We start from the raw sequence: 25,286 nt of genomic DNA, 5'->3' as shown, positions 1-25,286 counted from the left end.
ACACCCATAAAAAAAACCCGCATCGGCCGATGCGGGTTTTCTGGTTCCTGGGCGTTTGGTGGTACTTCGCCTAGTCGCAGACCCGCATCGGCCGCGCACGATTATTCGCGCGCAGGCCATTGCGGTTGGCATTAATGAGGTTGGCGAGGCGGACGACCATGCAGCTGACGCTAACCCTTCGTTTTGACTGGCGCAACTGTTTCAGCGGCAACGACGCCGTGCCCGCGACCACTCACTCGATCAGCAAGCGCTCGATCAGCGTGCGGTACAGCGCCGGCAAAGCCTCCAGATCGGCCACACGTACGTGCTCGTCGACTTGATGGATGCTGGCATTGACCGGGCCCACCTCGATGCACTGCGCGCCCAGCGGCGCGATGAAGCGCGCATCGGAGGTGCCGCCGCCGGTACTTTCCTCCGGCGGCGCGCCGGCGAACTGGCCCAGCACCTCGCGTGCGACGCGACGCAGGCGGCCTTCCGGGGTATAGAACGGCTCGCCACTGCGATGCCAGCGTAGCGAATACTCCAACCCGTGGCGGTCGAACATGGCGGTGATTTCCGCCTCCAATCGCGGCGCGTCCCAGTGCGGGGTGTAGCGCAGGTTGAAGGCAACCTGCAGCTCGCCGGGAATCACGTTGTTGGCGCCGGTGCCGGCATGGATATTGGAAAGTTGCAGGCTGGTGGGCGGAAAACTTTCGAAGCCCTGGTCCCACTGCCGGGCCACCAGTTCGGCCAGTGCCGGCGCGGCCTGATGGATGGGGTTGCGCGCCTTGTGCGGATACGCCACGTGCCCCTGTACGCCGCGCACCGTCAGCGTGCCGGACAGGCTGCCGCGCCGTCCCACGCGCAACAGGTCGCCCAGCCGCTCGGTGGACGAAGGCTCGCCGGTGATGCACCAGTCGATGCGCTGCCCACGCGTGCGGAACAGCTCGGCAACGCGGCGCACGCCGTCGATGGCATCGCCCTCTTCGTCGGAGGTCAGCAGTACCGCCAGCGTACCGGGGTGATCCGGATGCGCAGCGGCGAATCCTTCGGCGGCGATCGCGAACGCAGCCACGCTGCCCTTCATGTCGGCCGCGCCACGTCCATACAGCACGCCGTCGCGCACCTGCGGATCGAACGGATCGCTGGTCCAGGTCTCGCATGGCCCCGGCGGTACCACGTCGGTATGCCCGAGCAGCACCAGCACCGGCGCGCCGCTCCCGTGCGTGGCCCACAGATTGTCGACCTCGCCCAGGCGCAGGTGTTCGCAGGCAAAGCCCGCCGCAGCCAGCCGCTCGGCGAGCAGCGCCTGGCAGCCGGCATCGTCGGGCGTCACCGACGCGCGCGCGATCAGGTCACAGGTCAATTGCAGGACGTCGCTGGTCATCGTGATCTCTTGCCGGTGGATGCATGCCGCGCATGCGTGGAAACGGGCAGCCTGCGCTTGCATGCAGCGCTGTGCAGCCCATCAGGCGAAACGATGGCCGCATTGGCGTCAGCCGATCGAAAAGCGCGTCTTGAAACCGTTGTCGGAGAAGCCCTGGCTGACGCTGCCGTCGTCGGTCACTACCACCGGGCGGCGGATCAGTTGCGGGTACTCGCGCAACAGCAACTTCCACTCCGCCTCAGAACCGGGCGTCTTCTTGTTGTCGGGCAACTGCCGCCAGGTAGTGGAAGACTTGTTGATCAGCGCGTCGAATCCGCCCGCCTTGCCAGCCCACTCCAGCAGTGTTTCCGGCGACGGCTTGTTGTCACGGTAATCCACAAACGTATGCGCGACACCGAAACGGTCCAGCCACTTGGTGGCTTTCTTGCAGGTGTCGCAGTTTTTCAATCCGTAGAGCGTGGTCATCTCTGTTCCCGGTAAATCGGCCTATAAAGCCCCTCTCCCGTCGGGGCGAGAAGGCACAGCTTGCGCGCCATTGGCGCGCGTGCCTTGGAGCGCCCGCGCCGCAAGCGCGGGCCGGGGCGCGGAGCGGGGGTTAGGGTGAGGGGACGGGCGAGGCCTTGTGCAGACCCTGCATCAGGCTTCGCTCGCGCCCTCATCCGGCGCTTCGCGCCACCCTCTCCCCGTGGGAGAAGGAAAGCACTCGCGCCGTCACTTAACGCGCGACGAAGCCCCTCTCCCGTCGGGAGAGGGGTTGGGGTGAGGGTACGTGCGAAGACTCGTGTAACAATGACTGCCAGGCTTCGCCCGTACCCTCATCCGGCGCTTCGCGCCACCTTCTCCCGATGGGAGAAGGGAGGCACTCGCGCCGTCACCTACCGCGCGACTATCTGCAGAATTATCTCCGCAGGGGAAAAGGAATTAGTCCGCCAACCCACGCAGCAGCTCGTTGACGCTGGTCTTGCTGCGCGTTTTCGCGTCCACCTGCTTGACGATCACCGCGCAATACAGCGAGTGCGTCCCGTCCTTGGACGGCAGCTGTCCGGAGACGACCACGCTGTAAGGCGGCACGTAACCGTAGGAAATCTCGCCGGTAGCGCGGTTGTAGATGCGCGTGCTCTGGCTGATGAACACGCCCATGCCGATCACGCTGTGGTGACCGATGACCACGCCTTCGACCACCTCCGAACGCGCACCGATGAAACAGTGGTCTTCGATGATGGTCGGGCTGGCCTGCAATGGCTCGAGGACGCCGCCGATGCCGGCACCGCCGGACAGATGACAATGCTTGCCGATCTGCGCGCACGAGCCCACCGTGGCCCAGGTGTCGACCATGGTGCCCTCGCCGACATGGGCGCCGATGTTGGTGAAGCTGGGCATCAGCACCACGTCCTTGCCGAAGTAGCTGCCGCGCCGCGCCACCGCACCCGGCACCACGCGCACGCCGGCCTTGCGGAACTCCGCTTCGTGGAAGTCGGCGAAGCGTGACTCCACCTTGTCCCAGAACGGCGCCGGCTGGGCGTCGATCACCGCCATCTCGTTGACGCGGAAGTACAGCAGCACCGCCTTTTTCAACCACTCGTTGACGGTCCAGCCGCCCTGCCCGTCCGGCTCGGCCACGCGGAACTCGCCGCTTTCCAGGCCGTCGATCACGCGGTTGACGATGGCGCGGGTCGAGCCTTCGATCTCGTCCACGGTGAGGGTGGCGCGGCGCTCGAAGGCACTTTCGATGCCGAACTTCAATTCGTCGTTGCCCACCTGCAGGGCGGCCTGCATGGCCTGCTCGGCGATCGGCTGCTTCTTCGCGGCAGCGGCTTTCTTGCTGGCCGGCGCCGCCACCACGGTGGTCGGCCGGCTGGCAACGCGTGCTGCACCGGCGACCTTCTTCACCGCAGCTTTCTTGGCGACGGCAGGCTTGGACGCCGCTTTCTTGTCGACAGCCGCCAGCGGTTTCGCCTTGCCGGCCGGCTTGGTGTTGGCGACGGTGCTGCTGCGCGCGCCGGTGCGCTTGGACGCGGCGCCGGCGGTGGTCGCGCTGGACTTGCGCGCGCTCTTCTTGGTGGTGGCCATGGGGGTCTCCGGAAGGTACTAGGCGGGGTCGAGACAGGCGCACAACGCATCGCGCAGGGCCTGCCGGGCGGATTCGGACAACGGGCGGTCGTGCTCGTCGGTGATCTGGAACTGGTCTTCGGCACGCTCGCCGAAGGTGGCGATGCGTGCGTCGTGCACGCGCAGGTGCTGCATGCGCAACACGTGTGCCACATCGGCGAGCAGGCCGGGGCGGTCGGGTGCGACCAGGCTGATACGGGTGCGGCGCCCGCCGGCGCTTTCACTGAACTCCACCCGTGGGGCGAAGCGGAAATGCCGCAGCTGGCGCGGTACCGCGCGCCGCGCCGGCCGCACCTTCGCCAGGTCGCCTGCCAGCACCTGGCGCAAGGTGGCGGCCAGCCGCTGCGGGTCGCCATCTGCGAAGCTGTCCTGCGGCAAGACTTCGAACACGTCGAAGATCGCATCGTGCGGTGCGTCCAGCACGCGCGCGCGGTGGATGCCGTAGCCCTTGCGGTCCAGCGTGGCCACGATCGCCGAGAACAGGCCGTCGCGGTCGGGCGAGTACACGAACACTTCCAGCGCATCGTTGTCCGGCACCGCGCGCCGCGCCTTGACCAGGGTCTGGCCGATCTCCACCTCGATCAGCGAGGCGGCCTGCCAGGCCAGTTGCTCGGGCCGGAAGCGTAGGAAGTTCTCGTCCGGCATGCCGGCGAACTGACGATCGATGGTGACATCGTCATGCCCTTGCGCCTGCATCAGCGCACGCGCCGATTCGCGCGCTTCGCGCAGGCGTTCCTCGCGCGGCGGCGGGTGTTCCAACCCCTCGCGCAAGGCGCGACGTGCAGCGAAATACAGGTCGGCCAACAGGCGATCCTTCCACGCATTCCACAGCTTGGGACTGGTGCCGGCGATATCGGCGCAGGTCAGCAGATAGAGGTAATCCAGGCGCTCGCGCGTGCCCACCAGCGTGGCGAAGCGATGGATCACCTCAGGGTCGGAGATGTCCTGCTTCTGCGCGGTGACCGACATGCGCAGGTGCTGCTCCACCAGCCAGGTCACCAGCTCGGTATCGCCTTCGCTCAGGCGATGCGCCAGGCAGAACGCACGCGCATCCACCGCCCCGAGTTCGGAATGATCGCCGCCACGGCCCTTGGCGATGTCGTGGAACAGCCCGGCCAGCAACAGCAACTCCGGCTTGCGCAGGCGCGGCCAGACTTCATGGGTGATCGAAAAACGCTCGTCGGCGCGGCCGGCAGCGAACAGGGCGATGTTCCGCAGCACCATCAAGGTGTGCTGGTCCACCGTGTAGACGTGGAACAGATCGAACTGCATGCGCCCGGAGACGCTGGCGAAGGCGGGAATCCACTGCCCCAGCACGCCCAGCCGCGCCATGCGGTTGAGCGTTTCCACCGCACGCGGGCCGCGCAGCAGCGCCATGAAGCGCTCGCGTGTGGCCGCATCGGCCACGTCGTAGGCCGGCAGCTCGTGCAGCACCTCGGCCAGCGCGCGCGCAGTCAGCGAATGCAGCCCACGCACCTCGCGATGCGCCGCCCATTGCGCGAATAGCGCGAACACCTGCAGCACATCGCCCTCGGGCCAGCTGTCGGCATCGGCGGCCAGATAGCCACGCCGCAGGCTGAAACCAGCGCCCAGCGGCTCGGGCACCGCCTCGCCATCGAATTGCTCTTCGAACCGTTGCAACAACCGGTCGCTGACGCGACGGATCACCGCAGCGCTGCGGTAGAAGCGCTGCATCATCTTTTCCACGCCCAGGCTTTCCAGGTCGTCGGCATAGCCCAGGCGCTGCGCCAGGGTCTTCTGGTAATCGAAACGCAGGCGCTCTTCCGGACGGTTGGCGACGATGTGCAGGCCGAAGCGCAGCCGCGCCAGTTCTTCGCGCTCGCGCCGCAGCGCCACCGCTTCATCGAAACCCACATGCCCAAGGCCGACCAGGGCCTCGAGATCCTTGACCCCGAACGCGCGCAATGCCATCCAGCCCAGCGTCTGCAGATCGCGCAGGCCGCCCGGGCCGTCCTTGATGTCGGGCTCGAGGTTGTCGGCGGTATCACCGAAGCGCTGGTGACGCGCCAGCAATTCCTCGCGTTTGGCCTGGAAGAAATCGCGCGGCGGCCAGACCCGCTGCGGCGCGATCGCCGCCGTCAGGGCCGCACGCGCGGCGCCGTCGGCGACCAATGGGCGCGATTCGATCAACGCGGTCAACACGGTCTGGTCAGCGGCGGCAGCAGTGCACTGCGCGGGCGAACGCACCGCATGGCTGATCGGCAGGCCCACATCCCATAGCAATGCGAACAGGCGGGCCAGCGCCTGCTCATGCTGCTGCTGGGCGGCGCCCTCGCCGAGGATCAGCACATCCACATCCGAGCGCGGGAACAGCTCACCGCGCCCGTAGCCGCCCACCGCATGCAGCGACAGGCCACTCTCGGCCGGGATGCAGCGGATCCAGGCGTTGCGCATCAGTTGATCGACTGCGCGCGCGCGCAGGGCCACCAGCCGCTCGATCGGCTCGCCCTGATCGAAGCGTTTGCACAGGCGCATGTCCGCATGCACCAGCAGCGGACGGGCCTGAGCGGCCCAGTCCGCGTCGCCGGCGACGCCCGGGTCGGGTCGCTCCGCCGGCGCGTCCGTCATACCGGCGCGGGCGAATTGGCCGACAGCGTCAGCACATCCACGCCGTCTTCGGTGACGGCCACCATGTGTTCCCACTGCGCGGACAGCTTGCGGTCCTTGGTCACCACGGTCCAGCCGTCGGGCAGGGTCTTATGGTGATAGGTCCCTTCGTTGATCATCGGCTCGATGGTGAAGGTCATGCCCGGCTTGAGCACCAGGCCCTCGCCCGGACGGCCGTAATGCATCACCTGTGGCTCGTCGTGGTAGACCTTGCCGATGCCGTGGCCGCAATAGTCACGCACCACGCTGAAGCGCTCGGCTTCGGCGAACTTCTGGATCGCATGGCCCACGTCGCCCAGCGTGGCGCCCGGCTTGACCGCACGGATGCCGCGCCACATGGCTTCATACGTGGTTTCCACCAGCCGTTTGGCCATCACCGAGGGCGTGCCCACGTAATACATTCGGCTGGTGTCGCCATGCCAGCCATCCTTGATGACGGTGACATCGATGTTGACGATGTCGCCCTCCTTCAGGACCTTGGCTGCGCTTGGAATGCCGTGGCAGATCACGTTGTTGACCGAGGTGCACACGCTCTTGGGAAAGCCGCGATAGCCCACGTTGGCAGGAATGGTGCCCTGCACGTTGATGATGTGGTCGTGGCAGATGCGGTCCAGCTCGGCCGTGGTCACCCCCGGTTTCACATGCGGGGCCACCACGTCGAGCACCTCGGCGGCCAGGCGGCCGGCGATACGCATCAGTTCGATTTCTTCTTTGGTTTTCAGATTGACGCTCATGGCGGGGATTATCGCCGATTCGGGCTGAATCTGAACGACCCGCACCCGGCTTATTTGAGCGCCGCCGGGCCGCTGCGCAAGCAGACCGGGCAGCAGGAAACCGCCACTAACCCCCTATTCATCCGTGACGGTGTGCACGCAGCGTCAAATTACGCACCAGCGAAGTCATGCGCAAGACATCGCATTTCCGACAAAAGCGCCAGCGAAAACAGGTAGATGCAAGCTGAATTCGCCGTTATGTTTGGCACGGCGGATGCATTGCATGGGGTGCGACGAGTGGTCGCGTCATCAATGACCTGACCGGTCAAGGAAATGTCCATGCGTACTGTCCGCCCTGTCCTGCTGTCCCTCGGCCTGTTCTCGATCGTCGGCGTCGCGAACGCAGCAGATACCACCACCTTCAACGTCAAGATCGCCGTGACCAAGGCCTGCACCATCACCGCCGCTTCCGCTACCGACGTGGACTTCGGTTCGGTGCTGTCGACCTCGACTGCCAATGCCGATGCCAACGGCAGCGTGACCGCCCAATGCACCGCCTTGACTCCCTACAACATCGCACTGAGCGCAGGCAGCAACGCGGGCACCGCCAACGACGTCACCACCCGCCGGATGAAGAACGCCGATCCGCTGGTCACCACCAACAACTACATCGCCTACCAGCTCTACCAGGATCTGGGCCGCAGCACCGTCTGGGGCAGCACCACCGGCACCAACACGCTCAGCCGCACCGCTACCGGCATCAATCAGGTCTACCCGGTCTACGGCCGCGTGACCAACCCCTCGGCCAACAACCCCGCCACCGGTAGCTACCAGGACACGATCACCGCCACGATCATCTACTGAGGCCACGCATGCCACTGCCCCCCCTGCCATTCCGCCTGCCGCCCTGGCTGATCCCGGCCGTGTTGGCGCTGCTGCTGGTGCCCGGTAGCGGCTGGATGTTGCCGGCGGCGCACGCGGCCAGCCTGCAGCTGGCGCCGACCTCGCTCAGCCTGAGCGCGGAACAGTCTGCCGACGGGCTGTGGCTGAGCAATAGCGGCGGGGCGCCGGTACAGGTACAGACCCGCGCCTATCGCTGGACCCAGCGCGACGGCCAGGACCAGCTCGAGCCGACCCAGGAGTTGCTGGTCAGCCCGCCGATGCGCACCCTGGCCGCCGGCGAACGCCAGCTGATCCGGGTGATCCGTGCCGGGCCACCGCCGACGGGCGAGGAACGGTGCTACCGCATCATCGTCGACGAACTGCCCAGCGCCGACGCCGACCGCAAGGGCATGCAGTTCGTGCTGCGCTATTCGGTGCCGATCTTCGTGCTGCCGCCCGGCAAGGGCGAGCCGACACCGAAGCTGAGCGCGGAGGTGATCGCCGGCAACGACGGCACGGCGCAGATCCAGATCCGCAACACCGGCGACGGGCATGCCCAGGTCGCGGACCTGCAGCATCGCGTCGACGGCGCCACCAGGACCGCGTTGAACGGCCTGGTCGGCTATGTCCTGCCCGGCCAGACCATGCGTTGGTCGCTGGGCGCCCCGGTGGCGCAGTTCGCGCGCGGCTCCATCGTCGCAAGGATCAATGGTGAGGCCGACGAACGCACCTTGCTGGCCGTGCCTGCAGCCCCGTGATGCGGCCCTGCTGGCGATGCTGCTGCTCGCCACCACCGGCTGCCCGGGCACCGTCGCGGCCAGCGATCTGGCCGATATGACCACGCTGCCGGACCTGCCCGTGCGCAGCGCTGCTGCCCAACCGCAGACGCTGTATCTCGATGTCACCCTGAATCAGGCCGATCGCGGCCTGGCACCGTTCGAACTGGTGGATGGCCGCCTGCGTGGCTCGGTCGAAACGCTGCGCAAGCTCGGCTTCGTACTGGCCGACCGCGCACCCGAGGAAACGATCGAACTGGACAGCCTGCCCGATGCGCAGGTGCGCTACGACGCCGCATTGCAGCGACTCGCCCTGCAGGTGCCGCTGGCGCAGTTGTCGCTGTCCACCACGGTGTTGAAGGCCGAGGAGATCGCCCCACCCGATGCGACCGCCTCGCCCGGCGCGCTGCTCAATTACGACCTGTACGCCACGCGCAACACCGGCGCCAGCAGCGTGTCGCTGGCCACCGAGCTGCGCGGCTTCGGCATCGGCCGCGGCATGATCGATACCACTGCCGTCTTTCTGGCTTACGACCGCCCCCAGGACGAGCGCTGGCGCAGCGAGGCGGTGCGCCTGGACAGCGCCTGGCAGATGGATTTTCCCGAAACCGCCACCAGCCTGCGGGTCGGCGATTTCTATAGCGGCTTCGTCGACTGGAGCCGCTCGATCCGCCTGGGCGGGGTGCAGATCGGGCGCAATTACGCCCTGCAACCGTATCGGGTGCTGACCCCGACGCCGAGCTTTCTCGGCGAAGCGGCCGTGCCCTCCACGGTGGAGCTGTATGTCGATGGCCTACGCCAGTACAGCGGCCAGGTGCCGGCCGGCCCCTTCCAGCTGGCCGCGCAACCGGGCATCAGCGGCACAGGGCAGGCCCAGATCGTGGTGACCGACGCCTTCGGCCGCGTGCGCCGCCTGGACTTCGCCTTCTATGGCACGCCGCAATTGCTGGCGCGCGGCATCTCCGAATGGTCGGCCGGCATCGGCCATCTGCGCCGCGATTACGGGGTGCGCTCGTTCTCCTACGCCTCTCAACCGGTGGCCAGCGCCACCCTGCGCCGCGGCCTGCGCGACGACTTCACCATCGAGGCGCACACCGAAGCCGGTGGTGGCGTGGTCACCGCCGGTGCCGGCGGCATCTGGCTGCTCGGCGCCGGCGGCGTGATCAATGCCGCTTACGCGCATAGCCGCATGCACGACTTGCGCGGCGGCCAGTACGTGCTGGGCTATGCCTGGAACAACCGCCGCTTCAACTTCAACCTGGGCACCCAGCGTACCCACGGCGCCTATCGCGATCTGGGCGCGCTGCAAGGCAGCGTGCCAGCGCGCATCAGCGACCGCGCGGTGGCCGGCGTCAACCTGTCGTCGATCGGTTCGCTGGGCACCAGCTATGTCCGGCTGAGTTACCCGCAGGGCGACACCTCGCGCTACGCCAGCGTGTTCTGGTCGCGCAGCTTCGGGCGCAACTGGGCGGCCAACCTGTCGGCCAACCAGAACCTGGACGTACGCAGCGACCGCAGCATGTATCTGTCGCTGTCCACCACCTTCGGCGAGCTGCGCCAGGCCAGTGCCTCGATGCAGCGCAACGGCAACCGCACCGGTCTGGTGGCCGACGTCAGCCAGCCGCTACCCGGCGATGGCGATCTGGGGGGCATCGGCTGGCGCGTACAGGGGCGCGCCGGCGACGACGCCAGTGGCGGACTGGCCGAACTGGGCTGGTTGAACCGGGTGGGCCGTTACACGCTGGGCGCGGCCAGCCAGGACGGCGACACGTTCGGCTACGCCAGCGCCAGCGGCAGCCTGGTCTGGATGAACGGGCGCGGTTTCGCGGCGCGCGACATCCAGGACTCCTTTGCGGTGGTGTCCACCGATGGGCAGGCCGGCATCCCGGTCCGGCTGGAAAACCGCCTGATCGGCGTGACCGACGCACGCGGCACGCTGCTGGTGACGCCCCTGCAATCCTGGCAACGCAACCAGCTCTCGATCGACACTCTGGACCTGCCGGCCGAGCTGCGCGTGGACCGGGTCGACACCACGGTCACCCCGCGCCAGCAATCCGGCGTGGCGGTGCGCTTCGGCATCACCCGCGTGCAGGCAGCGGTCATCGTGCTGCACGACGCCACCGGTGCAGCGCTGCCGGTCGGCAGCGTGGCGCAGCGCGAGGGCGACGCCGCACAGGTGGTGGTCGGCTACGACGGCGAAACCTATCTGGACAACCTGCGCGGCGACAACCGCATCCTGGTCGACACGCCCCAGGGACGTTGCGTTGCGACGTTCACCTACCCCGCGGTTGCAGGCGGCATTCCGCGGGTGGGTCCGCTGCCCTGCCTGCCCGAGCGAGCGCCATGACCATGCATGGACGCCGCGGCGCGCTGCTGGTGCTGATCCTGGCCATGCTGTGGCTGGCACCCTGCGCCGTGGCGCGGGCCGACACCGTCTGCACCGTCACCCTGGGCACGCCGCTGGCATTCGGCAACGTGGCCGCCAACGGCGCCACCGATGGGGTGGCCACCTTGAATGTGTCCTGCGCCACCGCCGCGCTCAGCGTGCTGGGCAACGCGCGGGTGACGCTGTGCCTGGACCTGGGCGCCGGCAGCGCCAGTGCCGGCGTGTACACACCGCGACGCATGAGCAATGCCACCGGCGACAGCCTGGGCTACCAGATCTACAGCGATGCGGCGCGTACCCAGATCTGGGGGGCGACCGGCTCGACCACGCCATCGCCCCTGGTTCTCACCTTCGCCTATCCGGTCCCGGTCATCACCGGCGGCTCCCAAACCACCACCGTCACGCTGTACGGGCGCATCCCGGGCAACCAGATCCTGTCGGTGGGCAACCACACCAGCACCTTCGGCGGCGCCGATACGGTGGTGCGCTACGCCTACAACGAAAGCATCATCGGCGGCATCCAGCAGCCCGCCGACTGCAATGCCGCCGGCAGCGGCACCAAGACCGCCAGCAATGCCTTCCCGTTCACCGCATCGGCCAACGTGCCGGCGCGCTGCAATACCTATGTCACCACCGACCTGGATTTCGGCAGCATCGCCGGCAGCATCGAAAGCGCCATCGACCGCAGCTCCACCATCAGCCTGGCCTGCACCAACCGTACCGCCTGGAACATCGGCCTGGATCTCGGCAGCAATGCCAGCGGGGGGGGCCGCCGCATGCGCCACGCCAGTAGCGCCAACTACATCGTCTATGAGTTGTACCGCGACGCCGGGCGCAGCAACCGCTGGGGCAGCACGATCGGGGTCGATACCCTGGCCGGCACCGGCAATGGCGTGGCCCAGACGGTCACCGTCTACGGGCGTGCGCCCGCTCCGCAACTGCCGATCGCCGGCAACTACAACGACACGGTGACCGTCTCGATCACTTACTGACAGTTAATAAAGTTCGCTTCGGCGGCGTCGTTATCTGCTACGACTCCAGTGCAAACGATTGCCTTATGACGCCGATCGCCTTTCTGCAGCGCCTGATGCTGGCCACCCTGGTTTGCGGCGCGCCGGCGGCCTACGCGGCCGGCAACCGCGGGCCGGAGAATTCCACCCTGCACATCGGCCTGCGCCTGCTCAGCGGCTGCGAACTGCGCACCACGCCACCGCGCGCCAGCTGCTCCAGGGGCACGCCCATGGCGATCGCGCCGCCAGCACGCAGCGCCGACGACGCTGCGTCCACCACTGGTCAGGACGCCAGCGCCCTGGCCGGCCCAGCTCCCGCCGACGCTGCGCGCGTCACCACCATCGCCTTCTGAGCCATGGCCACCGTCCTCACGCGCCGCATGCTGCCTGCCCTGGTCCTGACGCTGGCCTGTCTTGCGGCCCTTGGCGCTGCGACCGGAGCCGAGATCGCGATCGCGCCGACCACCGCCTATATTCCGGCCGACAGCGACCAGACCGCGGTCTGGCTGTACAACCAGGCGGCCCTGCCATGGCCTGCCGATGCCAAGCTCTACCGCTGGCGCCAGGATGGCGAGCGCGAGATATTGGAACCGGCCACCGGCGCCACGGTCAGCCCCGGCCACTTCGAGATTCCCCCGCAGGGCCGGCAGTTGCTGCGGGTGATCCGGCTGACCCCCAGTCCGGCACAGACCGAAGACAGCTACCGGCTGGTGGTGACCCAGCATGCCGACAGCGGCGAGAGCCAGTTGCTGCGCTACTCCACGCCGGTGTTCGCCCTGCCCGCCCAGGCCGCAGACCCGCATCCGGCGCTGCAGGCCACGGTCTCGGGGCGCGGCATGGGCCGCACCCTACGCGTCCACAACGCGGGGCTGCGCCACGCGCGCCTGGCTGACCTGGCCTATATCGATGCCGGCGGTAGCCGTCGCAGCATCCGTGACAACCTGGCCGGCTACATCCTGCCGGGGCAGACCCGGCACTGGCCGCTGCCGACCGACCTCCCGGCCGGTCGCGGCCGCGTGGTGGCCCGGATCAACAGCGAGATCGAAAGTACCTTGGCGGTGGAGCCGGGAATCGGCAATTGAGGCCCGGGAATGGGGAAGGCGGATCGCGTCAACTGATCGTGGACTGGTGAACGCTCGAGCGAACCAGGCTCTGCGATTCCCGATTCCCGATTCCCGATTCCCGCCAATTGCGCCACGCCAACCGGCCGGCTATACTCCGCCGGCTGTTTTGCGTCCTGCGATGCATCGCGCCGTCCACGTCGGACGTCACCGACGAATCCACACCTGCTGCCGCCATCCGTGCCGGGGTGCCCCCACAAGGGGTTCGCCACGGAGGCAACAGGGAAGCCCAACCCCGGAATCGTGTGCGTTTTGATGCGAGTCTCTCGCAGCGGCCCGCACCTCCATGTGCGGACTCTTTAAAAAAGTCCGAGCCGCGCACGGCGATTCCGCTACCAGGAGTTTTTTCAATGCCTCAGGTCACCATGCGTCAGATGCTGGAAGCCGGCGTCCACTTCGGCCACCAGACCCGCTACTGGAACCCCAAGATGGCGCCGTACATCTTCGGCGCACGCGGCAAGATCCACATCATCAACCTCGAGAAGACCGTTCCGCTCTTCAACGACGCGATGAACTTCCTGTCCTCGGTCGCGCAGAAGCGCGGCACCGTGCTGTTCCTGGGCACCAAGCGCAGCGCGCGCGAATCCATCAAGGAAGAAGCCGAGCGCTGCGGCATGCCGTTCATGACCCAGCGCTGGCTGGGCGGCACGCTGACCAACTTCCGCACCGTCAAGCAGTCGGTCGCCCGCCTGAAGGAACTGGAATCGGCAGAGACCGACGGCACCTTCGACAAGCTGGTCAAGCACGAAGTGCTGGGCCTGCGCCGCGAGCGCGAGAAGCTGGATGCCTCGCTGGGCGGCATCAAGGAAATGAACCGTCTGCCGGACGCCATCTTCGTGATCGACATCGGCCATGAAGACATCGCCATCAAGGAAGCCAAGAAGCTCGGCATCCCGGTGATCGCCGTGGTCGATACCAACTACGATCCGGCCCTGGTCGACTACGCCATCCCGGGTAACGACGACGCCATCCGCGCCGTGCAGCTGTACGCTCGCGCCGCTGCCGATGCCGTGCTGGAAGGCAAGGCCGCCGCGCCGAACGCCGCGTCGGTGCGCGAGGAAGAGTTCTCGGCCGAATCCGCCGACGAAGGCAAGGGCCGCCGCGCCCCGGCCAAGAAGGGCGACAAGAAGTCCGCTGACGCCGCTGCCGAGTAATCGGCCTGCAATGCGGCCGCACCATGCTGTGCGGCCGCAGCCCCGACGGGTCCGTCGCGTCCCGTCGTCCGGGCTATCGAAGACACCATGGGGGCGGTCAGCACGCTGCACCGTCTTCTACTGGCGGAAACACTCCGCCGCACGTATTCGTCCAATGAGGTAATCCCGTGGAAATCACTGCTTCCCTGGTCAAGGAACTGCGCGAGCGCACCGGCGCCGGCATGATGGAGTGCAAGAAGGCACTCGTCGAAAACGCTGGCGACATCGACGCCGCCGCCGAATGGCTGCGCAAGTCGGGCCTGGCCAAGGCCGACAAGAAGTCCGATCGCGTTGCCGCCGAAGGCCGCATCGCCACCGCGCAGACCGGCGGCAAGGCCGTGCTGGTCGAAGTCAACTCCGAAACCGACTTCGTCGCCAAGGACGAGAACTTCCTCGCCTTCACTGAAGTCGTCGCCAAGGCCGCACTGAACGCGGACGCGGCCGATGCCGAAGCGCTCAAGAGCGTCAAGCTGGACAGCGGCGAGACCATCGAAGAGCGTCGCGCGGCGGTCATCGCCAAGGTCGGCGAGAACCTGCAGGTGCGTCGCCTGGTCCGTATCGACAGCGCCAACAACGTCGCTGCCTACGTGCACGGCGGCCGCATCGGCGTGCTGGTGGAGCTGAAGGGCGGCGACAGCGAGCTGGCCCGCGGCATCGCCATGCATATCGCCGCGATGAATCCCCCGCACATCAAGGCCTCCGACGTGCCGGCCGAGTTCGTTGCCAAGGAAAAGGAAATCGAACTGGCCAAGATGTCCGAAAAGGACAAGGCCAAGCCGGCCGAGATCCTGGAAAAGATCATCAGCGGCAAGATCAGCAAGATCGTCAACGAAGTGACGCTGTACGGCCAGCCGTACGTGCTCAACACCGACCAGACCGTCGAGCAGGCGGTCAAGGCCGCCGGCGCCGAGGTCATCGGCTTCCAGCGCCTGGCCGTGGGCGAAGGCATCGAGAAGGTGGTGGAAGACTACGCCGCCGAAGTGATGAAGCAGGCCGGCCTGGCCTGATCGTTGCGACACCCGAAGAAGCCGCGGCATGCCGCGGCTTTTTTGTGCCTGCTACCGCTGCGCAGGCGCGTCCAGCGCGCGCACCGCCGTCGCGCCCGATCGACCGCCAGGCTACAGATGTCCCGGCGGTGGCCGTTACAACCTGGGTGGCGACCAGGCTTCCAGCGTCTTTCGCGCACGCGTTGCCGCCGACGGCGAACGCGGAGCATGGCGCGCCCATTCAAACGAGCGCGGCGGTATGCTGGCGCCCACTGTCGGCGATGACTCATGCAACCAGATCTCCAGGCCGCCCTTCACTACTGCCGCAACCTGCCCTCGCCGCCCGGCGTCGCGCTGCGCATCATCGAGCTGGCGCAGGATCCGGACGTGGACATGACCACCACGGCCAATGTCATCGGCATGGACATGGCCTTGAGCGCGCGCATGCTGCGGGTGGCCAATTCGCCGCTGTACGCCAGCCGCCGCCGCATCGACAATCTCGGCCAGGCACTGACCATGCTCGGCCTCAACGCCACCTTGAGCCTGGCGCTGGGGTTCTCGATGGTGCATGGCGTGCGCAGCACCTTCACAGCACATCCCTTGCACGAGCGCATCTGGCGCCGCGCCGGGCTATCGGCATTGGCCAGCCGCATCCTCGGCCAGGCGTATGGCATCCGCAAGCCGGAAGAATTGATGCTGGCCGGGCTGCTGCAGGATATCGGCACGCTGGCGCTGCTGCAGGGTGCGCCTGAGACCTATACGCCATTGTTCGAACAGGCACCGGACAACGCCGCGTTGCTGCAGGCCGAGCGCGAACATCTGGGCGCCACACATGCGGAAGTCGGCGCCTGGCTGGCGCATCAGTGGCAGCTGCCGCCCTATCTGCAGAATGCGATCGCGCAGAGCGAAGAGGATCCGGCCAGCCTGGAGCCCTTCATGGCCTGCGTGGCGCTGTCCGGACGCCTGGCCGACATCTGGCTGTCGGCCAGCGCGGCCGCCGCCACCGAACACGCACAACGGCAGGCGCAGGACGTACTGGAGCTGGACGCCGAGCGCTTCGAAAAGGTGATCGAACGCATCGCCGAATCGCTGCCCGAGCTCGAAGCGCTGTTCGACATCCGCGTGCCGCAGCCCGAACACATCCAGATGATCTTCGAGCAGGCGCGCGAACTGGCGATGCTGCGCAACCTGCGCGAGCTGCAGGAGGTGGCCGAGGCGCGTCGCCACGCCGACGAATCGGAAAACCGCATGCGCCATCTGACCGAACAGGCCAGCCGCGACGCATTGACCGGGGTGTTCAACCGGCACCAGCTCGGCACTGCCCTGGCGCATGAGTTCGATCTGGCTTCGCGCCAGGGTTGGCCGCTGTCGATCGCCTTCATCGATCTGGACAACTTCAAGCGCGTCAACGATGCGCACGGCCACCTGGTGGGCGACGAGGTGTTGCGCAACTTCGCGCAGACGCTGCAGCGCATGGTGCGCACCAGCGATCTGGTCGCGCGCTACGGCGGCGAGGAATTCCTGGTGATCCTGCCCAACACTCCGGCCGAAGCGGCGTTGATGGTGATCGAGCGCATCCTGGCCGAAACCGGCCGCACGCCGATGGCGCAGCTGCAAGGCGGGCCGTTGCACATCACGTTTTCGGCGGGCCTGGCCACGCATGGCGGCGTCGAGCGCCAGTTCGACAGCATCGATCATCTGCTGCAGGCGGCCGACAGCACGCTGTATCGCTCCAAGCACCGCGGCCGCAACCGCGTCACTGCCTACGACGCGACCGAGCTCACCGCTGCACCGAGCCCGCGGGCGCATTGAGCGCGCACGCCGGTCCAGGCCAAAGGAACTTTTAGCACGCCCGGCGGCAGGCTTCCGCTAGAATTGCCGGCGTTTGCCGATCCCCCACCCCCGAGGCCTCCCATGTCCGAACTTTCCTATCGCCGCATTCTTCTCAAACTTTCCGGGGAGGCGCTGATGGGAGACGGGGATTACGGCATCGATCCCAAGGTCATCAACCGCCTGGCCCTGGAAGTGATCGAGGCCCAGCAGGCCGGTGCGCAGGTGGCCCTGGTGATCGGCGGCGGCAACATCTTCCGCGGCGCCGGCCTGGCCGCCAGCGGCATGGACCGCGTCACCGGCGATCACATGGGCATGCTGGCCACGGTGATCAACGCGCTGGCGATGCAGGACGCACTGGAAAAGCTCGGCGCCAAGGTGCGCGTGATGAGCGCGATCAAGATCAACGACGTCTGCGAAGACTTCATCCGCCGTCGCGCCATGCGCCACCTGGAAAAGGGCCGCATCGCGATCTTCGCCGCCGGCACCGGCAACCCGTTCTTCACCACCGACTCGGGTGCCGCGCTGCGCGCGATCGAGATCGGCGCCGATCTGCTGCTGAAGGCGACCAAGGTCGATGGCGTCTACGACAAGGACCCCAAGAAGCACAGCGACGCGGTGCGCTACGACAGCCTCACCTATGACGAGGTCATCCTGCAGGGCCTGGAAGTGATGGATACCGCCGCCTTCGCACTGGCGCGCGACAGTGACCTGCCGCTGCGCATCTTCGGCATGAGCGAGCCCGGCGTGCTGCTGCGCATCCTGCGCGGCGAGCAGATCGGCACCCTGGTGCAGGGCCGGAGCTGAGGCTGGGGATTCGGGAGTCGGGATTGGGGATTTGCAAGCACCCAGTGCTGCAGGCTGCGCAGCGATCTCCAACCCCTTACCCGGCATCAAGACGGGGCGGCGAGTGAACCGGCTGCGCGGGTCCTTGCGACCCGCGAGTCGTGAAACCCCAGTCCCGGCTATAATCCCCGGATTCAGCTCCACACGGATTCCGGCGATGCTCACCCAGATCAAACAAGACGCGCTCACGCGCATGACCAAGAGCATCGATGCTCTGCGCCATTCCCTGACCACGGTGCGCACCGGCCGCGCGTCGCCGGCCCTGCTCGACGGCATCAAGGTCAAGGCCTACGGCACCGACACTCCGCTCAATCAGGTCGCCAGCATCAGCGTGTCCGAAGGCCGCTCGCTGGTCATCACCCTGTTCGACAAGGGCATGATCAAGGATGTCGAGAAGGCCATCTACGCCTCGGATCTGGGCCTGACCCCGACCGTGGTGGGAACCGTGATCCGTCTCAACCTGCCTCCGCTGACCGAAGAGCGCCGCAAGGAGCTCAGCAAGGCCGTGCATGGCGAAGGCGAGGATACCAAGGTGGCCATTCGCAACATCCGCCGCGACGCCAACCAGCAGGTCAAGGATCTGCTCAAGGACAAGGCGGTCACCGAGGACGAGGTGCGCCGTTCCGAGGACGAGATCCAGAAACTGACCGACAAGGCCATCAAGGACGTGGATGAGGTCGTCAAGGCCAAGGAACAGGAATTGATGACGGTCTGATCGTGGCATCGCCTGCCATGCATCCAGCCCCTCCCAACGACGCGGTGCCGCGCCATCTTGCCATCATCATGGATGGCAACGGGCGTTGGGCGCAGCGTCGCCGACGTCCGCGCATGATCGGCCACCGCGCCGGTGCGCGGGCGGTCAACCGCACCATCGACTTCTGCCTGGAAAAGGGCGTCGGCGCACTGACCCTGTTCGCGTTCTCCAGCGAAAACTGGGGCCGCCCGCAGGAAGAAGTGGACGCCTTGATGAAGCTGTTCCTGCATGCGCTGGACCGCGAGGTCGACGAGCTGCAGCGCCGCGGCGTGCAGGTGCGCTTCATCGGCGAACGCAGCCGCTTCGCCGCGGCGCTGCGCGAGCGCATGGCCGCCGCCGAGCGTGCCACCGCCGGCAACGCGCGGCTGGTGCTGAGCATTGCCGCCAGCTACGGCGGCCGCCAGGACATCGCGCAGGCCGCGCGCGCGTTGGCCGAAGAGGTCGCCACCGGCCGCCTGCAACCGCAGCAGATCGACGAGGCCCTGCTTGCCAGCCGGGTCGCCCTGGCGGATCTGCCGGCCCCGGACCTGTTCATCCGTACCGGTGGCGACACCCGCATCAGCAACTTCCTGCTCTGGCAGCTGGCCTATACCGAGCTGTGGTTCACCGAGACCCTGTGGCCGGAGTTCGATGCCAGCGTGCTGCAGCAGGCGCTGGACGATTACGCCGGACGCGAACGCCGCTTCGGCCTGACCAGCGCCCAGATCGCCGTGCAGGCGACGGAGACCACCCTGGCATGACCAAGACCCGCGTGATCGCCGCGCTGATCATGGCGCCGCTCGCCATCTGCGCGATCGTCCTGCTGCCCACCCAGTGGCTGGCCGCATTGGCGGCGGTGCTGTTCCTGACCGGCCTGTGGGAGTGGCTCAAGCTCTCCGGCATCGACGACAGCCTGCCGCGCACCGTGCTGCTGATGCTCAACCTGCTGCTGATGGTGCTGATGGTGTGGGCCTCGGCCGGCTCCATGGTGCTGTTCCAGATCGCCGCGCTGGTGGGCGTGGTGTGGTGGGTGCTGGCGCTGGCCTGGCTGCGATTTTTCACCTTCGGCGCCGATCACGGCAACGGCCAGGCGCGCGCGCTCAAGCTGGCGGCCGGTTCGCTGGCGGTGTTGCCGGCATGGGCCGCGCTGGTGGTGCTGCATGCCAGTCCGGACAAGGGCAACCTGTGGTTGCTGACCGCGCTGACCATGGTGTGGGCGGCCGACTCCGGTGCGTATTTCGCCGGGCGCACGTTCGGCAAACACAAGCTGGCGCCGCGGATCAGCCCCAACAAGACCATCGAAGGGCTGATCGGCGGCATGCTGGCCGGGATCGTGGTCGCCTGCGCCTTCGGCTGGCTGGCCGGGCTGACGCTGTCGCACGCCCCGCAGCTGATCCTGGTTGCCGCGGTCGCCGTGCTGGCCTCGGTGCTCGGTGACCTGTTCGAAAGCCTGCTCAAGCGCCACGCCGGCGCGAAGGACTCGGGCACGGTGATTCCGGGCCATGGCGGCGTCCTGGACCGTATCGATGGCGTCCTCGCCGCCCTGCCGGTGTTCGCACTCGGCAAGGAAATTCTCGGATTCTGAGCATGGCCGGACCTTCTCCCCGCCAGGTTGCCGTGTTCGGCGCCACCGGTTCGATCGGCACGTCGGCACTGGATGTGATCGCGCGCCACCCGGGCCGGCTGCGCGCCAGCGTGCTGTCGGCCGGCCGCCAGGTCGAGGCCTTGCTGGCCCTGTGCGCCATCCACCGGCCCGCGCATGCAGTGATCGCCGACGCCACGCTGTACCCGGCGCTGCGCGACGGCCTGCGCGCCGCCGGTCTCGCCACCCAGGCGCATGCCGGCAGCGCAGCGCTGGATGCGCTGGCCGGCAGCGATGCCTGCGACACCGTGGTCGCCGCGGTCGTGGGTGCCGCCGGCCTGCCCTCTACGCTTGCCGCCGCGCGCGCCGGCAAGCGCCTGTTGCTGGCCAACAAGGAGTCGCTGGTGCTGGCGGGCGAACTCCTGACCCATACCGCGAGCGCGGCCGGCGCCGACATCATCCCCATCGACAGCGAGCACAGCGCCATCTTCCAGTGCCTGCGTTCGTGCGATGCCAGTGCCGGTGTGCGTCGGGTCATCCTGACCGCCTCCGGCGGCCCGTTCCGCGGCTGGGATCGGGCCGCATTGTCGGCCGTGACGCCCGCACAGGCGGTGGCGCACCCCAAATGGTCGATGGGACCGAAGATTTCGGTGGATTCGGCGACCCTGATGAACAAGGGCCTGGAGGTCATCGAGGCGCATCATCTGTTCGGTCTGTCCGGCACGCAGATCGACGTGCTGGTGCATCCACAGAGCCTGGTGCATTCGCTGGTCGAATTCGTCGATGGTTCCACCCTGGCCCAGCTCGGCCTGCCGGACATGCGCACCACCCTGGCGGTCGGCCTGGCATGGCCGGAGCGGATCGATTCCGGGGTTTCCGGGCTGGATCTGTTGCAGCACGGCCGGCTGGAGTTCGAGGCGCCGGATACGGACGCCTTCCCCTGCCTGCGCCTGGCCTGGGACGCACTGCGCGCCGGTGGAACCGCCCCGGCCATCCTGAACGCGGCCAACGAAGTGGCCGTTTCAGCGTTTCTTCAGGGCCAAATAGGTTTCCTAGCGATCCCCGCGTTGGTCGAACACACACTGGCAACGCTCCCCCGGCACCCTGCCGACTCCCTGGACACCCTGCTTTCTGCCGATGCGCAAGCGCGGCAGATCACTGAACGCGCCCTGGCCCATTACGCTCTTCATGCCTGACCGTCCTACGCAGCCGAGTTGCATCCATGGGTGATTTCATCGGGTCGGTCTGGTGGATGATCGTCAGCCTGGGCGTGTTGGTGACCTTCCACGAATTCGGGCATTTCTGGGTCGCGCGCCGCTGCGGGGTCAAGGTGCTGCGGTTCTCGGTGGGCTTCGGCAAGCCGCTGTGGATGCGCCGCGACCGCCATGGCACCGAGTTCGTGGTGGCCGCCATTCCGCTGGGCGGCTACGTCAAGATGCTCGACGAGCGCGAAGGCGACGTGCACCCGGCCGAGCAGGATCAGGCTTTCAACCGCAAGACCGTCTGGCAGCGCATCGCCATCGTCGCCGCCGGCCCGATCGCCAACCTGCTGCTGTGCATGGCGATGCTGTGGGCGATGTTCGTGGTCGGCAAGCAGGATTATTCGGCCACCGTCGGCAGCGCCGATGGTCTGGCCGCCGAAGCCGGGCTGCGCCCGGGCGAGCGCATCGTCGGTATCGACGGCCGCAGTGTGAGCAGCTGGAGCGATGCCAGCATGCAGCTGACCACGGCAGCGATGGACCGGCGCGACATCCAGGTGCGCACGGTGGCCGAAGGCGCCGGCTCCCGCGAACACAGCCTGCGTCTGTCGCAGCTGCCGGTCGGCTTCGACGAACGCCGCGTGGCGTCGCTGGCCGGGATCGGCTGGCAGTTCATGCTGCAGCCGCCGGTGATCGCCGAGGTCGTGCCCGGCTCGGCGGCCGAAGGCCTGCTCAAGCCGGGCGACCGCATCCTGGCCATCGACGGCCAGCCGACCCGCGCGGCCCAGGACATCGCCCCCCAGGTACAGACGCTGGGCGAGCACGGTGGACCGGGCATGATCGAAGTGACCCGCGGCGAAGACCGCCTGGCGCTGGAAGTGACTCCGCGCAAGTCCCCGCAGGGCCAGTGGATGATCGGCGTGCGCCCGGCGGCGCCGGCCGCGCCGCCCTACGACAGCCGCCAACAGTACGGCGTCTTCGCGGCGGTGCCGGCGGCCATCCGCGAGACCGGCAGGATGACCGCCGACTCGCTGGGCATGATGAAGCGCATGCTGACCGGCCAGGCCTCGGTCAAGAACATCTCCGGCCCGGTCACCATCGCGCGCGCAGCCAACGCCTCGGCCGAACGCGGGCTCGACTGGTTCCTGTATTTTCTCGGCCTGCTGTCGCTGAGCCTGGCGATCATCAACCTGATGCCCATCCCAATCTTGGACGGTGGGCATCTGCTGTATTACCTTATCGAGTTGATCAAGGGCAGCCCGATCAGCGAACGGGCCATGATTGCCGGGCAATATGTCGGCCTGGCGGTCCTGGCAGGCTTGATGGGACTGGCGTTCTACAACGACATCCTTGGCCTGGTTCCACGATGAAGCTGCTCCACTCTTTCCGCCTGTTGTCGTCGTCATACGCCGGCACCCAGCAACACCCGCAATCGACTCCAACCGGATGTGACATGACGCGTCTTCCCACTCGCCGCCTGCTTGCCCTCGCTCTTGCCGCCGGCCTCAGCCTGCCAGCCGCCGCAGCCCTGGCCGCCGAGCCGTTCGTCGCCAGCGACATCCGCGTGGACGGCCTGCAGCGCATCGCTTCCGGCACCGTGTTCACCTATCTGCCGGTGAACCGTGGCGACACCGTGGACGATGCCAAGGTGGCCGATTCGATCCGGGCGCTGTACCGCACCGGCTTCTTCGAGGACGTACAGCTGGACCGCCAGGGCAATATCCTGGTGATCACGGTCAAGGAACGCCCGGCGATCAACAAGCTCACCGTGACTGGCAACAAGGACATCAAGTCCGAGGAACTGCTCAAGGGCCTGGGCGACATCGGCCTGTCCGAAGGCGGCACCTTCGATCGGCTGAGCCTGGACCGGGTGACCCAGGAACTGACCCGCCAGTACAACAACCGCGGCAAGTACAACGTCGAGATCACCCCGACGGTGAGCCCGCTGGACCGCAACCGCGTGGATGTGGCCATCGCGATCAAGGAAGGCAAGGCGGCCAAGATCCGCCACGTCAACCTGATCGGTACGGAAAAGTTCGCCAATGAGGACATCCTGGAGAACTGGGAGTCCAAGGAGCACAACTGGGCCTCGTGGTACCGCCGCGACGACCAGTACTCCAAGGAAAAGATGTCCGGCGACCTGGAGAAGCTCAACTCGTGGTACCTGGACCGCGGCTACGTGGACTTCAGCATCGACTCCACCCAGGTGTCGATCAGCCCCGACAAGCGCGACATGTTCATCAGCGCCGGCGTCACCGAGGGCGAGCAGTACAAGATCTCCGAGATCAAAGTCACCGGCGACACCGTGCTGCCGCAGGCCGACATCGAGCGCCTGGTCATTCCCAAGGCCGGCGACATCTTCTCGCGCGCGTTGCTGGAGTACACCTCCGACGCCATCACCAACACCTTGAGCAACGTCGGCTACGCCTTCGCCAAGGTCAACCCGATTCCCACTCCGAACCGTGAGGACCGCACGGTTGCAGTGAACCTGCAGGTGGTGCCCGGCCCGCGCGTGACCGTGCGCCGCATCCTCTACAAGGGCAATAGCCGTACCTCCGACGAAGTGTTGCGCCGCGAAATGCGCCAGTTCGAGAACACCTGGTACTCGCAGGCGGCGATCGACCGTTCCAAGATCCGTCTGCAACGCCTGGGCTATTTTGAGAGCGTGGACGTGGAGACCCCCGCCGTGCCGGGCAGCAACGACCAGGTGGACGTGGTCTACAACGTCAAGGAGACCACCTCCGGCAGCTTCGTGTTCGGCCTGGGCTTCTCGCAGGCCTTCGGCGTGACCACCTCGGTGCAGTTGTCGCAGAACAACTTCCTGGGCGGCGGCAACCGGGTGGCGGTGGAGGCCTCGCGCAGCACCTTCCAGCAGCGCTATGCGTTCTCCTACACCAATCCGTTCTTTACCGACGACGGCGTGTCGCTGGGCTACAACCTGTCGTGGCGTTCGCTGGACTACTCGGACTTCAACACCGCGCAGTTCAACAGCAAGAACGGCTCGGCGCAGGTGATCTTCGGCGTGCCGATCACCGAAAACGACACCGTGTCGGCGATGGTGGGCGTGGACAGCAACCAGATCACCACCTTTCCCGGTACCACGCCGCAGGCGATCGTGGACTACATCCGGGCGGTGGGCACGGATACCTTCAAGGCCGTGCGCACCGAATTCGGTTGGGCGCGCGACACCCGCAACGACTTCTTCATGCCGACCCGCGGCATGTTCCAGCGCGTCGGCCTGGAAACCACCCTGCCCGGCTCCACGGTCGAGTACTACAAGCTCAACTACCAGATCTCCAACTACTGGCCGATCATTCCGGCGCTGGTGCTGAACACCCGTTTCGAGCTCGGCTACGGCGACAGCTACGGCAAGGACAGCACGCGCGACATCTGCGGCGTGGTCAACAATGCAACCCTGACCGAGCAGGCCTGCAACGGCAGCAACCGCATCCGCAGCGTCACCGCCACCGGGCTGCCGTTCTACGAGAACTTCTACGCCGGCGGTACCAACTCGGTGCGTGGTTTCGAAGACAACACCCTGGGTCCGCGTTCGGAACCCATCAACGGCTTCAACCGTGGCCAGCCGCTGGGCGGCTCGTTCAAGACCGTGGGCTCGGTGGAAATGTATTTCCCCAAGCTGTTCGACAGCCCATCGGCGCGTATCTCGGCGTTCTTCGATTTCGGCAACGTCTACAGCGGCGTGGACAACTTCAAGGCCAACGAATTGCGCGCCTCGACCGGTGTGGCCCTGTTGTGGCGCGCGCCGGTGGGCCCCATTTCGATCAGCTATGCATTCCCGCTGAAGAAGGAAGACAACGACGAAATCGAGCGCCTGCAGTTCACCTTCGGCGGCCAGTTCTAAACGCCAACCGCAGCACGGAAGGCGGCCCGCGTGTGCGGGCCGCCCGTCTATCGCCGGTGGGATG

General features: G+C 67.0%; 21 protein-coding genes. 16 read left to right on the top strand and 5 right to left on the bottom strand.

Annotated features, from left to right (window positions below):
* Positions 1-232: 232 nt before the first annotated feature.
* The 5 genes from dapE to map all read right to left on the bottom strand — a co-directional run bounded on the left by dapE (position 233) and on the right by map (position 6,837).
* The gene (gene dapE / locus LL962_RS07185) at positions 233-1,366 is read right to left on the bottom strand and encodes a succinyl-diaminopimelate desuccinylase (RefSeq protein WP_228316429.1); all 1,134 of its coding nucleotides are present in this window, start codon (positions 1,364-1,366) and stop codon (positions 233-235) included.
* Between the two features lie 108 nt (positions 1,367-1,474).
* On the bottom strand, positions 1,475-1,831 hold the full coding sequence (locus tag LL962_RS07180) for an arsenate reductase (RefSeq protein WP_228316428.1): 357 nt from the start codon (positions 1,829-1,831) through the stop codon (positions 1,475-1,477).
* 456 nt (positions 1,832-2,287) lie between these two features.
* Positions 2,288-3,436 (bottom strand): 2,3,4,5-tetrahydropyridine-2,6-dicarboxylate N-succinyltransferase, encoded by a 1,149-nt coding sequence (gene dapD, locus LL962_RS07175; RefSeq protein WP_228316426.1) that lies wholly within the window; start codon positions 3,434-3,436, stop codon positions 2,288-2,290.
* A gap of 18 nt (positions 3,437-3,454) precedes the next feature.
* On the bottom strand, positions 3,455-6,064 hold the full coding sequence (locus LL962_RS07170; RefSeq protein ID WP_104588040.1) for a [protein-PII] uridylyltransferase: 2,610 nt from the start codon (positions 6,062-6,064) through the stop codon (positions 3,455-3,457).
* Positions 6,061-6,837 carry a type I methionyl aminopeptidase gene (gene map, locus LL962_RS07165; RefSeq protein WP_104588041.1) on the bottom strand — a complete coding sequence of 259 codons (777 nt, stop codon included), beginning with the start codon at positions 6,835-6,837 and terminating at the stop codon, positions 6,061-6,063. Before map ends, LL962_RS07170 begins: the two co-directional genes overlap by 4 nt.
* A 318-nt stretch (positions 6,838-7,155) precedes the next feature.
* Here map and LL962_RS07160 point away from each other — a divergent pair, with 318 nt between their 5' ends.
* The 16 genes from LL962_RS07160 (at position 7,156) to bamA (ending at position 25,222) form a co-directional block, all read left to right on the top strand.
* Entirely contained in the window at positions 7,156-7,680 is a 525-nt protein-coding gene (locus LL962_RS07160) for a Csu type fimbrial protein (RefSeq protein ID WP_167395376.1), read from the top strand.
* Positions 7,681-7,688: 8 nt separating this feature from the next.
* Positions 7,689-8,456: a fimbrial biogenesis chaperone gene (locus LL962_RS07155; protein WP_228316425.1), complete on the top strand. Its 768-nt coding sequence runs from the start codon at positions 7,689-7,691 to the stop codon at positions 8,454-8,456.
* Between the two features lie 16 nt (positions 8,457-8,472).
* Positions 8,473-10,821 (top strand): fimbria/pilus outer membrane usher protein, encoded by a 2,349-nt coding sequence (locus LL962_RS07150; RefSeq protein ID WP_228316424.1) that lies wholly within the window; start codon positions 8,473-8,475, stop codon positions 10,819-10,821.
* Positions 10,818-11,852 carry a Csu type fimbrial protein gene (locus LL962_RS07145; protein WP_228316423.1) on the top strand — a complete coding sequence of 345 codons (1,035 nt, stop codon included), beginning with the start codon at positions 10,818-10,820 and terminating at the stop codon, positions 11,850-11,852. Before LL962_RS07150 ends, LL962_RS07145 begins: the two co-directional genes overlap by 4 nt.
* A gap of 65 nt (positions 11,853-11,917) precedes the next feature.
* On the top strand, positions 11,918-12,223 hold the full coding sequence (locus LL962_RS07140) for a hypothetical protein (RefSeq protein ID WP_104588045.1): 306 nt from the start codon (positions 11,918-11,920) through the stop codon (positions 12,221-12,223).
* A 3-nt stretch (positions 12,224-12,226) separates the two neighbouring features.
* Complete coding sequence (locus LL962_RS07135) at positions 12,227-12,952, top strand: fimbrial biogenesis chaperone (protein ID WP_228316422.1); 726 nt, start codon at positions 12,227-12,229, stop codon at positions 12,950-12,952.
* A gap of 389 nt (positions 12,953-13,341) precedes the next feature.
* Positions 13,342-14,145 (top strand): 30S ribosomal protein S2, encoded by an 804-nt coding sequence (rpsB, locus tag LL962_RS07130; RefSeq protein ID WP_104588047.1) that lies wholly within the window; start codon positions 13,342-13,344, stop codon positions 14,143-14,145.
* A gap of 167 nt (positions 14,146-14,312) precedes the next feature.
* On the top strand, positions 14,313-15,191 hold the full coding sequence (gene tsf, locus LL962_RS07125; RefSeq protein WP_228316421.1) for a translation elongation factor Ts: 879 nt from the start codon (positions 14,313-14,315) through the stop codon (positions 15,189-15,191).
* A gap of 267 nt (positions 15,192-15,458) precedes the next feature.
* Positions 15,459-16,982, top strand: a complete 1,524-nt coding sequence (locus tag LL962_RS07120) for a sensor domain-containing diguanylate cyclase (RefSeq protein ID WP_104588049.1) — start codon at positions 15,459-15,461, stop codon at positions 16,980-16,982.
* Positions 16,983-17,084: 102 nt separating this feature from the next.
* Positions 17,085-17,807, top strand: a complete 723-nt coding sequence (pyrH, locus tag LL962_RS07115; RefSeq protein ID WP_104542672.1) for a UMP kinase — start codon at positions 17,085-17,087, stop codon at positions 17,805-17,807.
* Positions 17,808-18,003: 196 nt separating this feature from the next.
* Positions 18,004-18,561 carry a ribosome recycling factor gene (frr, locus tag LL962_RS07110; protein WP_104588050.1) on the top strand — a complete coding sequence of 186 codons (558 nt, stop codon included), beginning with the start codon at positions 18,004-18,006 and terminating at the stop codon, positions 18,559-18,561.
* 17 nt (positions 18,562-18,578) lie between these two features.
* Positions 18,579-19,340, top strand: coding sequence for a polyprenyl diphosphate synthase (uppS, locus tag LL962_RS07105; protein WP_228316420.1), 762 nt, complete (start codon positions 18,579-18,581; stop codon positions 19,338-19,340).
* Positions 19,337-20,164 carry a phosphatidate cytidylyltransferase gene (locus tag LL962_RS07100; protein WP_104588052.1) on the top strand — a complete coding sequence of 276 codons (828 nt, stop codon included), beginning with the start codon at positions 19,337-19,339 and terminating at the stop codon, positions 20,162-20,164. Before uppS ends, LL962_RS07100 begins: the two co-directional genes overlap by 4 nt.
* Before the next feature lie 2 nt (positions 20,165-20,166).
* Positions 20,167-21,357 (top strand): 1-deoxy-D-xylulose-5-phosphate reductoisomerase, encoded by a 1,191-nt coding sequence (locus LL962_RS07095; protein ID WP_228316419.1) that lies wholly within the window; start codon positions 20,167-20,169, stop codon positions 21,355-21,357.
* Positions 21,358-21,383: 26 nt separating this feature from the next.
* Positions 21,384-22,730 (top strand): RIP metalloprotease RseP, encoded by a 1,347-nt coding sequence (gene rseP, locus LL962_RS07090; protein ID WP_228316418.1) that lies wholly within the window; start codon positions 21,384-21,386, stop codon positions 22,728-22,730.
* An 83-nt stretch (positions 22,731-22,813) separates the two neighbouring features.
* Positions 22,814-25,222: an outer membrane protein assembly factor BamA gene (bamA, locus tag LL962_RS07085; protein WP_167395378.1), complete on the top strand. Its 2,409-nt coding sequence runs from the start codon at positions 22,814-22,816 to the stop codon at positions 25,220-25,222.
* The last annotated feature ends 64 nt before the right edge of the window (positions 25,223-25,286 follow it).

This window comes from Xanthomonas sp. NCPPB 1067, assembly GCF_020783795.1.
In the GTDB taxonomy this organism is placed as follows: Bacteria; Pseudomonadota; Gammaproteobacteria; order Xanthomonadales; family Xanthomonadaceae; genus Xanthomonas; species Xanthomonas melonis.
This window is presented reverse-complemented; position numbering and strand designations above follow the sequence as displayed.

Excerpts from the sequence above, each read along its gene's own strand:
- dapE (WP_228316429.1), bottom strand. The coding sequence starts at position 1,366 with ATGACCAGCGACGTCCTGCAATTGACCTGTGACCTGATCGCGCGCGCG.
- frr (WP_104588050.1), top strand. The coding sequence starts at position 18,004 with ATGCTCACCCAGATCAAACAAGACGCGCTCACGCGCATGACCAAGAGC.
- LL962_RS07160 (WP_167395376.1), top strand. The coding sequence starts at position 7,156 with ATGCGTACTGTCCGCCCTGTCCTGCTGTCCCTCGGCCTGTTCTCGATC.
- pyrH (WP_104542672.1), top strand. The coding sequence starts at position 17,085 with ATGTCCGAACTTTCCTATCGCCGCATTCTTCTCAAACTTTCCGGGGAG.
- map (WP_104588041.1), bottom strand. The coding sequence starts at position 6,837 with ATGAGCGTCAATCTGAAAACCAAAGAAGAAATCGAACTGATGCGTATC.
- LL962_RS07150 (WP_228316424.1), top strand. The coding sequence starts at position 8,473 with ATGCTGCTGCTCGCCACCACCGGCTGCCCGGGCACCGTCGCGGCCAGC.
- LL962_RS07180 (WP_228316428.1), bottom strand. The coding sequence starts at position 1,831 with ATGACCACGCTCTACGGATTGAAAAACTGCGACACCTGCAAGAAAGCC.
- rpsB (WP_104588047.1), top strand. The coding sequence starts at position 13,342 with ATGCCTCAGGTCACCATGCGTCAGATGCTGGAAGCCGGCGTCCACTTC.
- LL962_RS07120 (WP_104588049.1), top strand. The coding sequence starts at position 15,459 with ATGCAACCAGATCTCCAGGCCGCCCTTCACTACTGCCGCAACCTGCCC.
- LL962_RS07135 (WP_228316422.1), top strand. The coding sequence starts at position 12,227 with ATGGCCACCGTCCTCACGCGCCGCATGCTGCCTGCCCTGGTCCTGACG.
- bamA (WP_167395378.1), top strand. The coding sequence starts at position 22,814 with ATGACGCGTCTTCCCACTCGCCGCCTGCTTGCCCTCGCTCTTGCCGCC.
- LL962_RS07100 (WP_104588052.1), top strand. The coding sequence starts at position 19,337 with ATGACCAAGACCCGCGTGATCGCCGCGCTGATCATGGCGCCGCTCGCC.
- LL962_RS07155 (WP_228316425.1), top strand. The coding sequence starts at position 7,689 with ATGCCACTGCCCCCCCTGCCATTCCGCCTGCCGCCCTGGCTGATCCCG.
- LL962_RS07145 (WP_228316423.1), top strand. The coding sequence starts at position 10,818 with ATGACCATGCATGGACGCCGCGGCGCGCTGCTGGTGCTGATCCTGGCC.
- LL962_RS07140 (WP_104588045.1), top strand. The coding sequence starts at position 11,918 with ATGACGCCGATCGCCTTTCTGCAGCGCCTGATGCTGGCCACCCTGGTT.
- dapD (WP_228316426.1), bottom strand. The coding sequence starts at position 3,436 with ATGGCCACCACCAAGAAGAGCGCGCGCAAGTCCAGCGCGACCACCGCC.
- rseP (WP_228316418.1), top strand. The coding sequence starts at position 21,384 with ATGGGTGATTTCATCGGGTCGGTCTGGTGGATGATCGTCAGCCTGGGC.
- LL962_RS07095 (WP_228316419.1), top strand. The coding sequence starts at position 20,167 with ATGGCCGGACCTTCTCCCCGCCAGGTTGCCGTGTTCGGCGCCACCGGT.
- LL962_RS07170 (WP_104588040.1), bottom strand. The coding sequence starts at position 6,064 with ATGACGGACGCGCCGGCGGAGCGACCCGACCCGGGCGTCGCCGGCGAC.
- uppS (WP_228316420.1), top strand. The coding sequence starts at position 18,579 with ATGCATCCAGCCCCTCCCAACGACGCGGTGCCGCGCCATCTTGCCATC.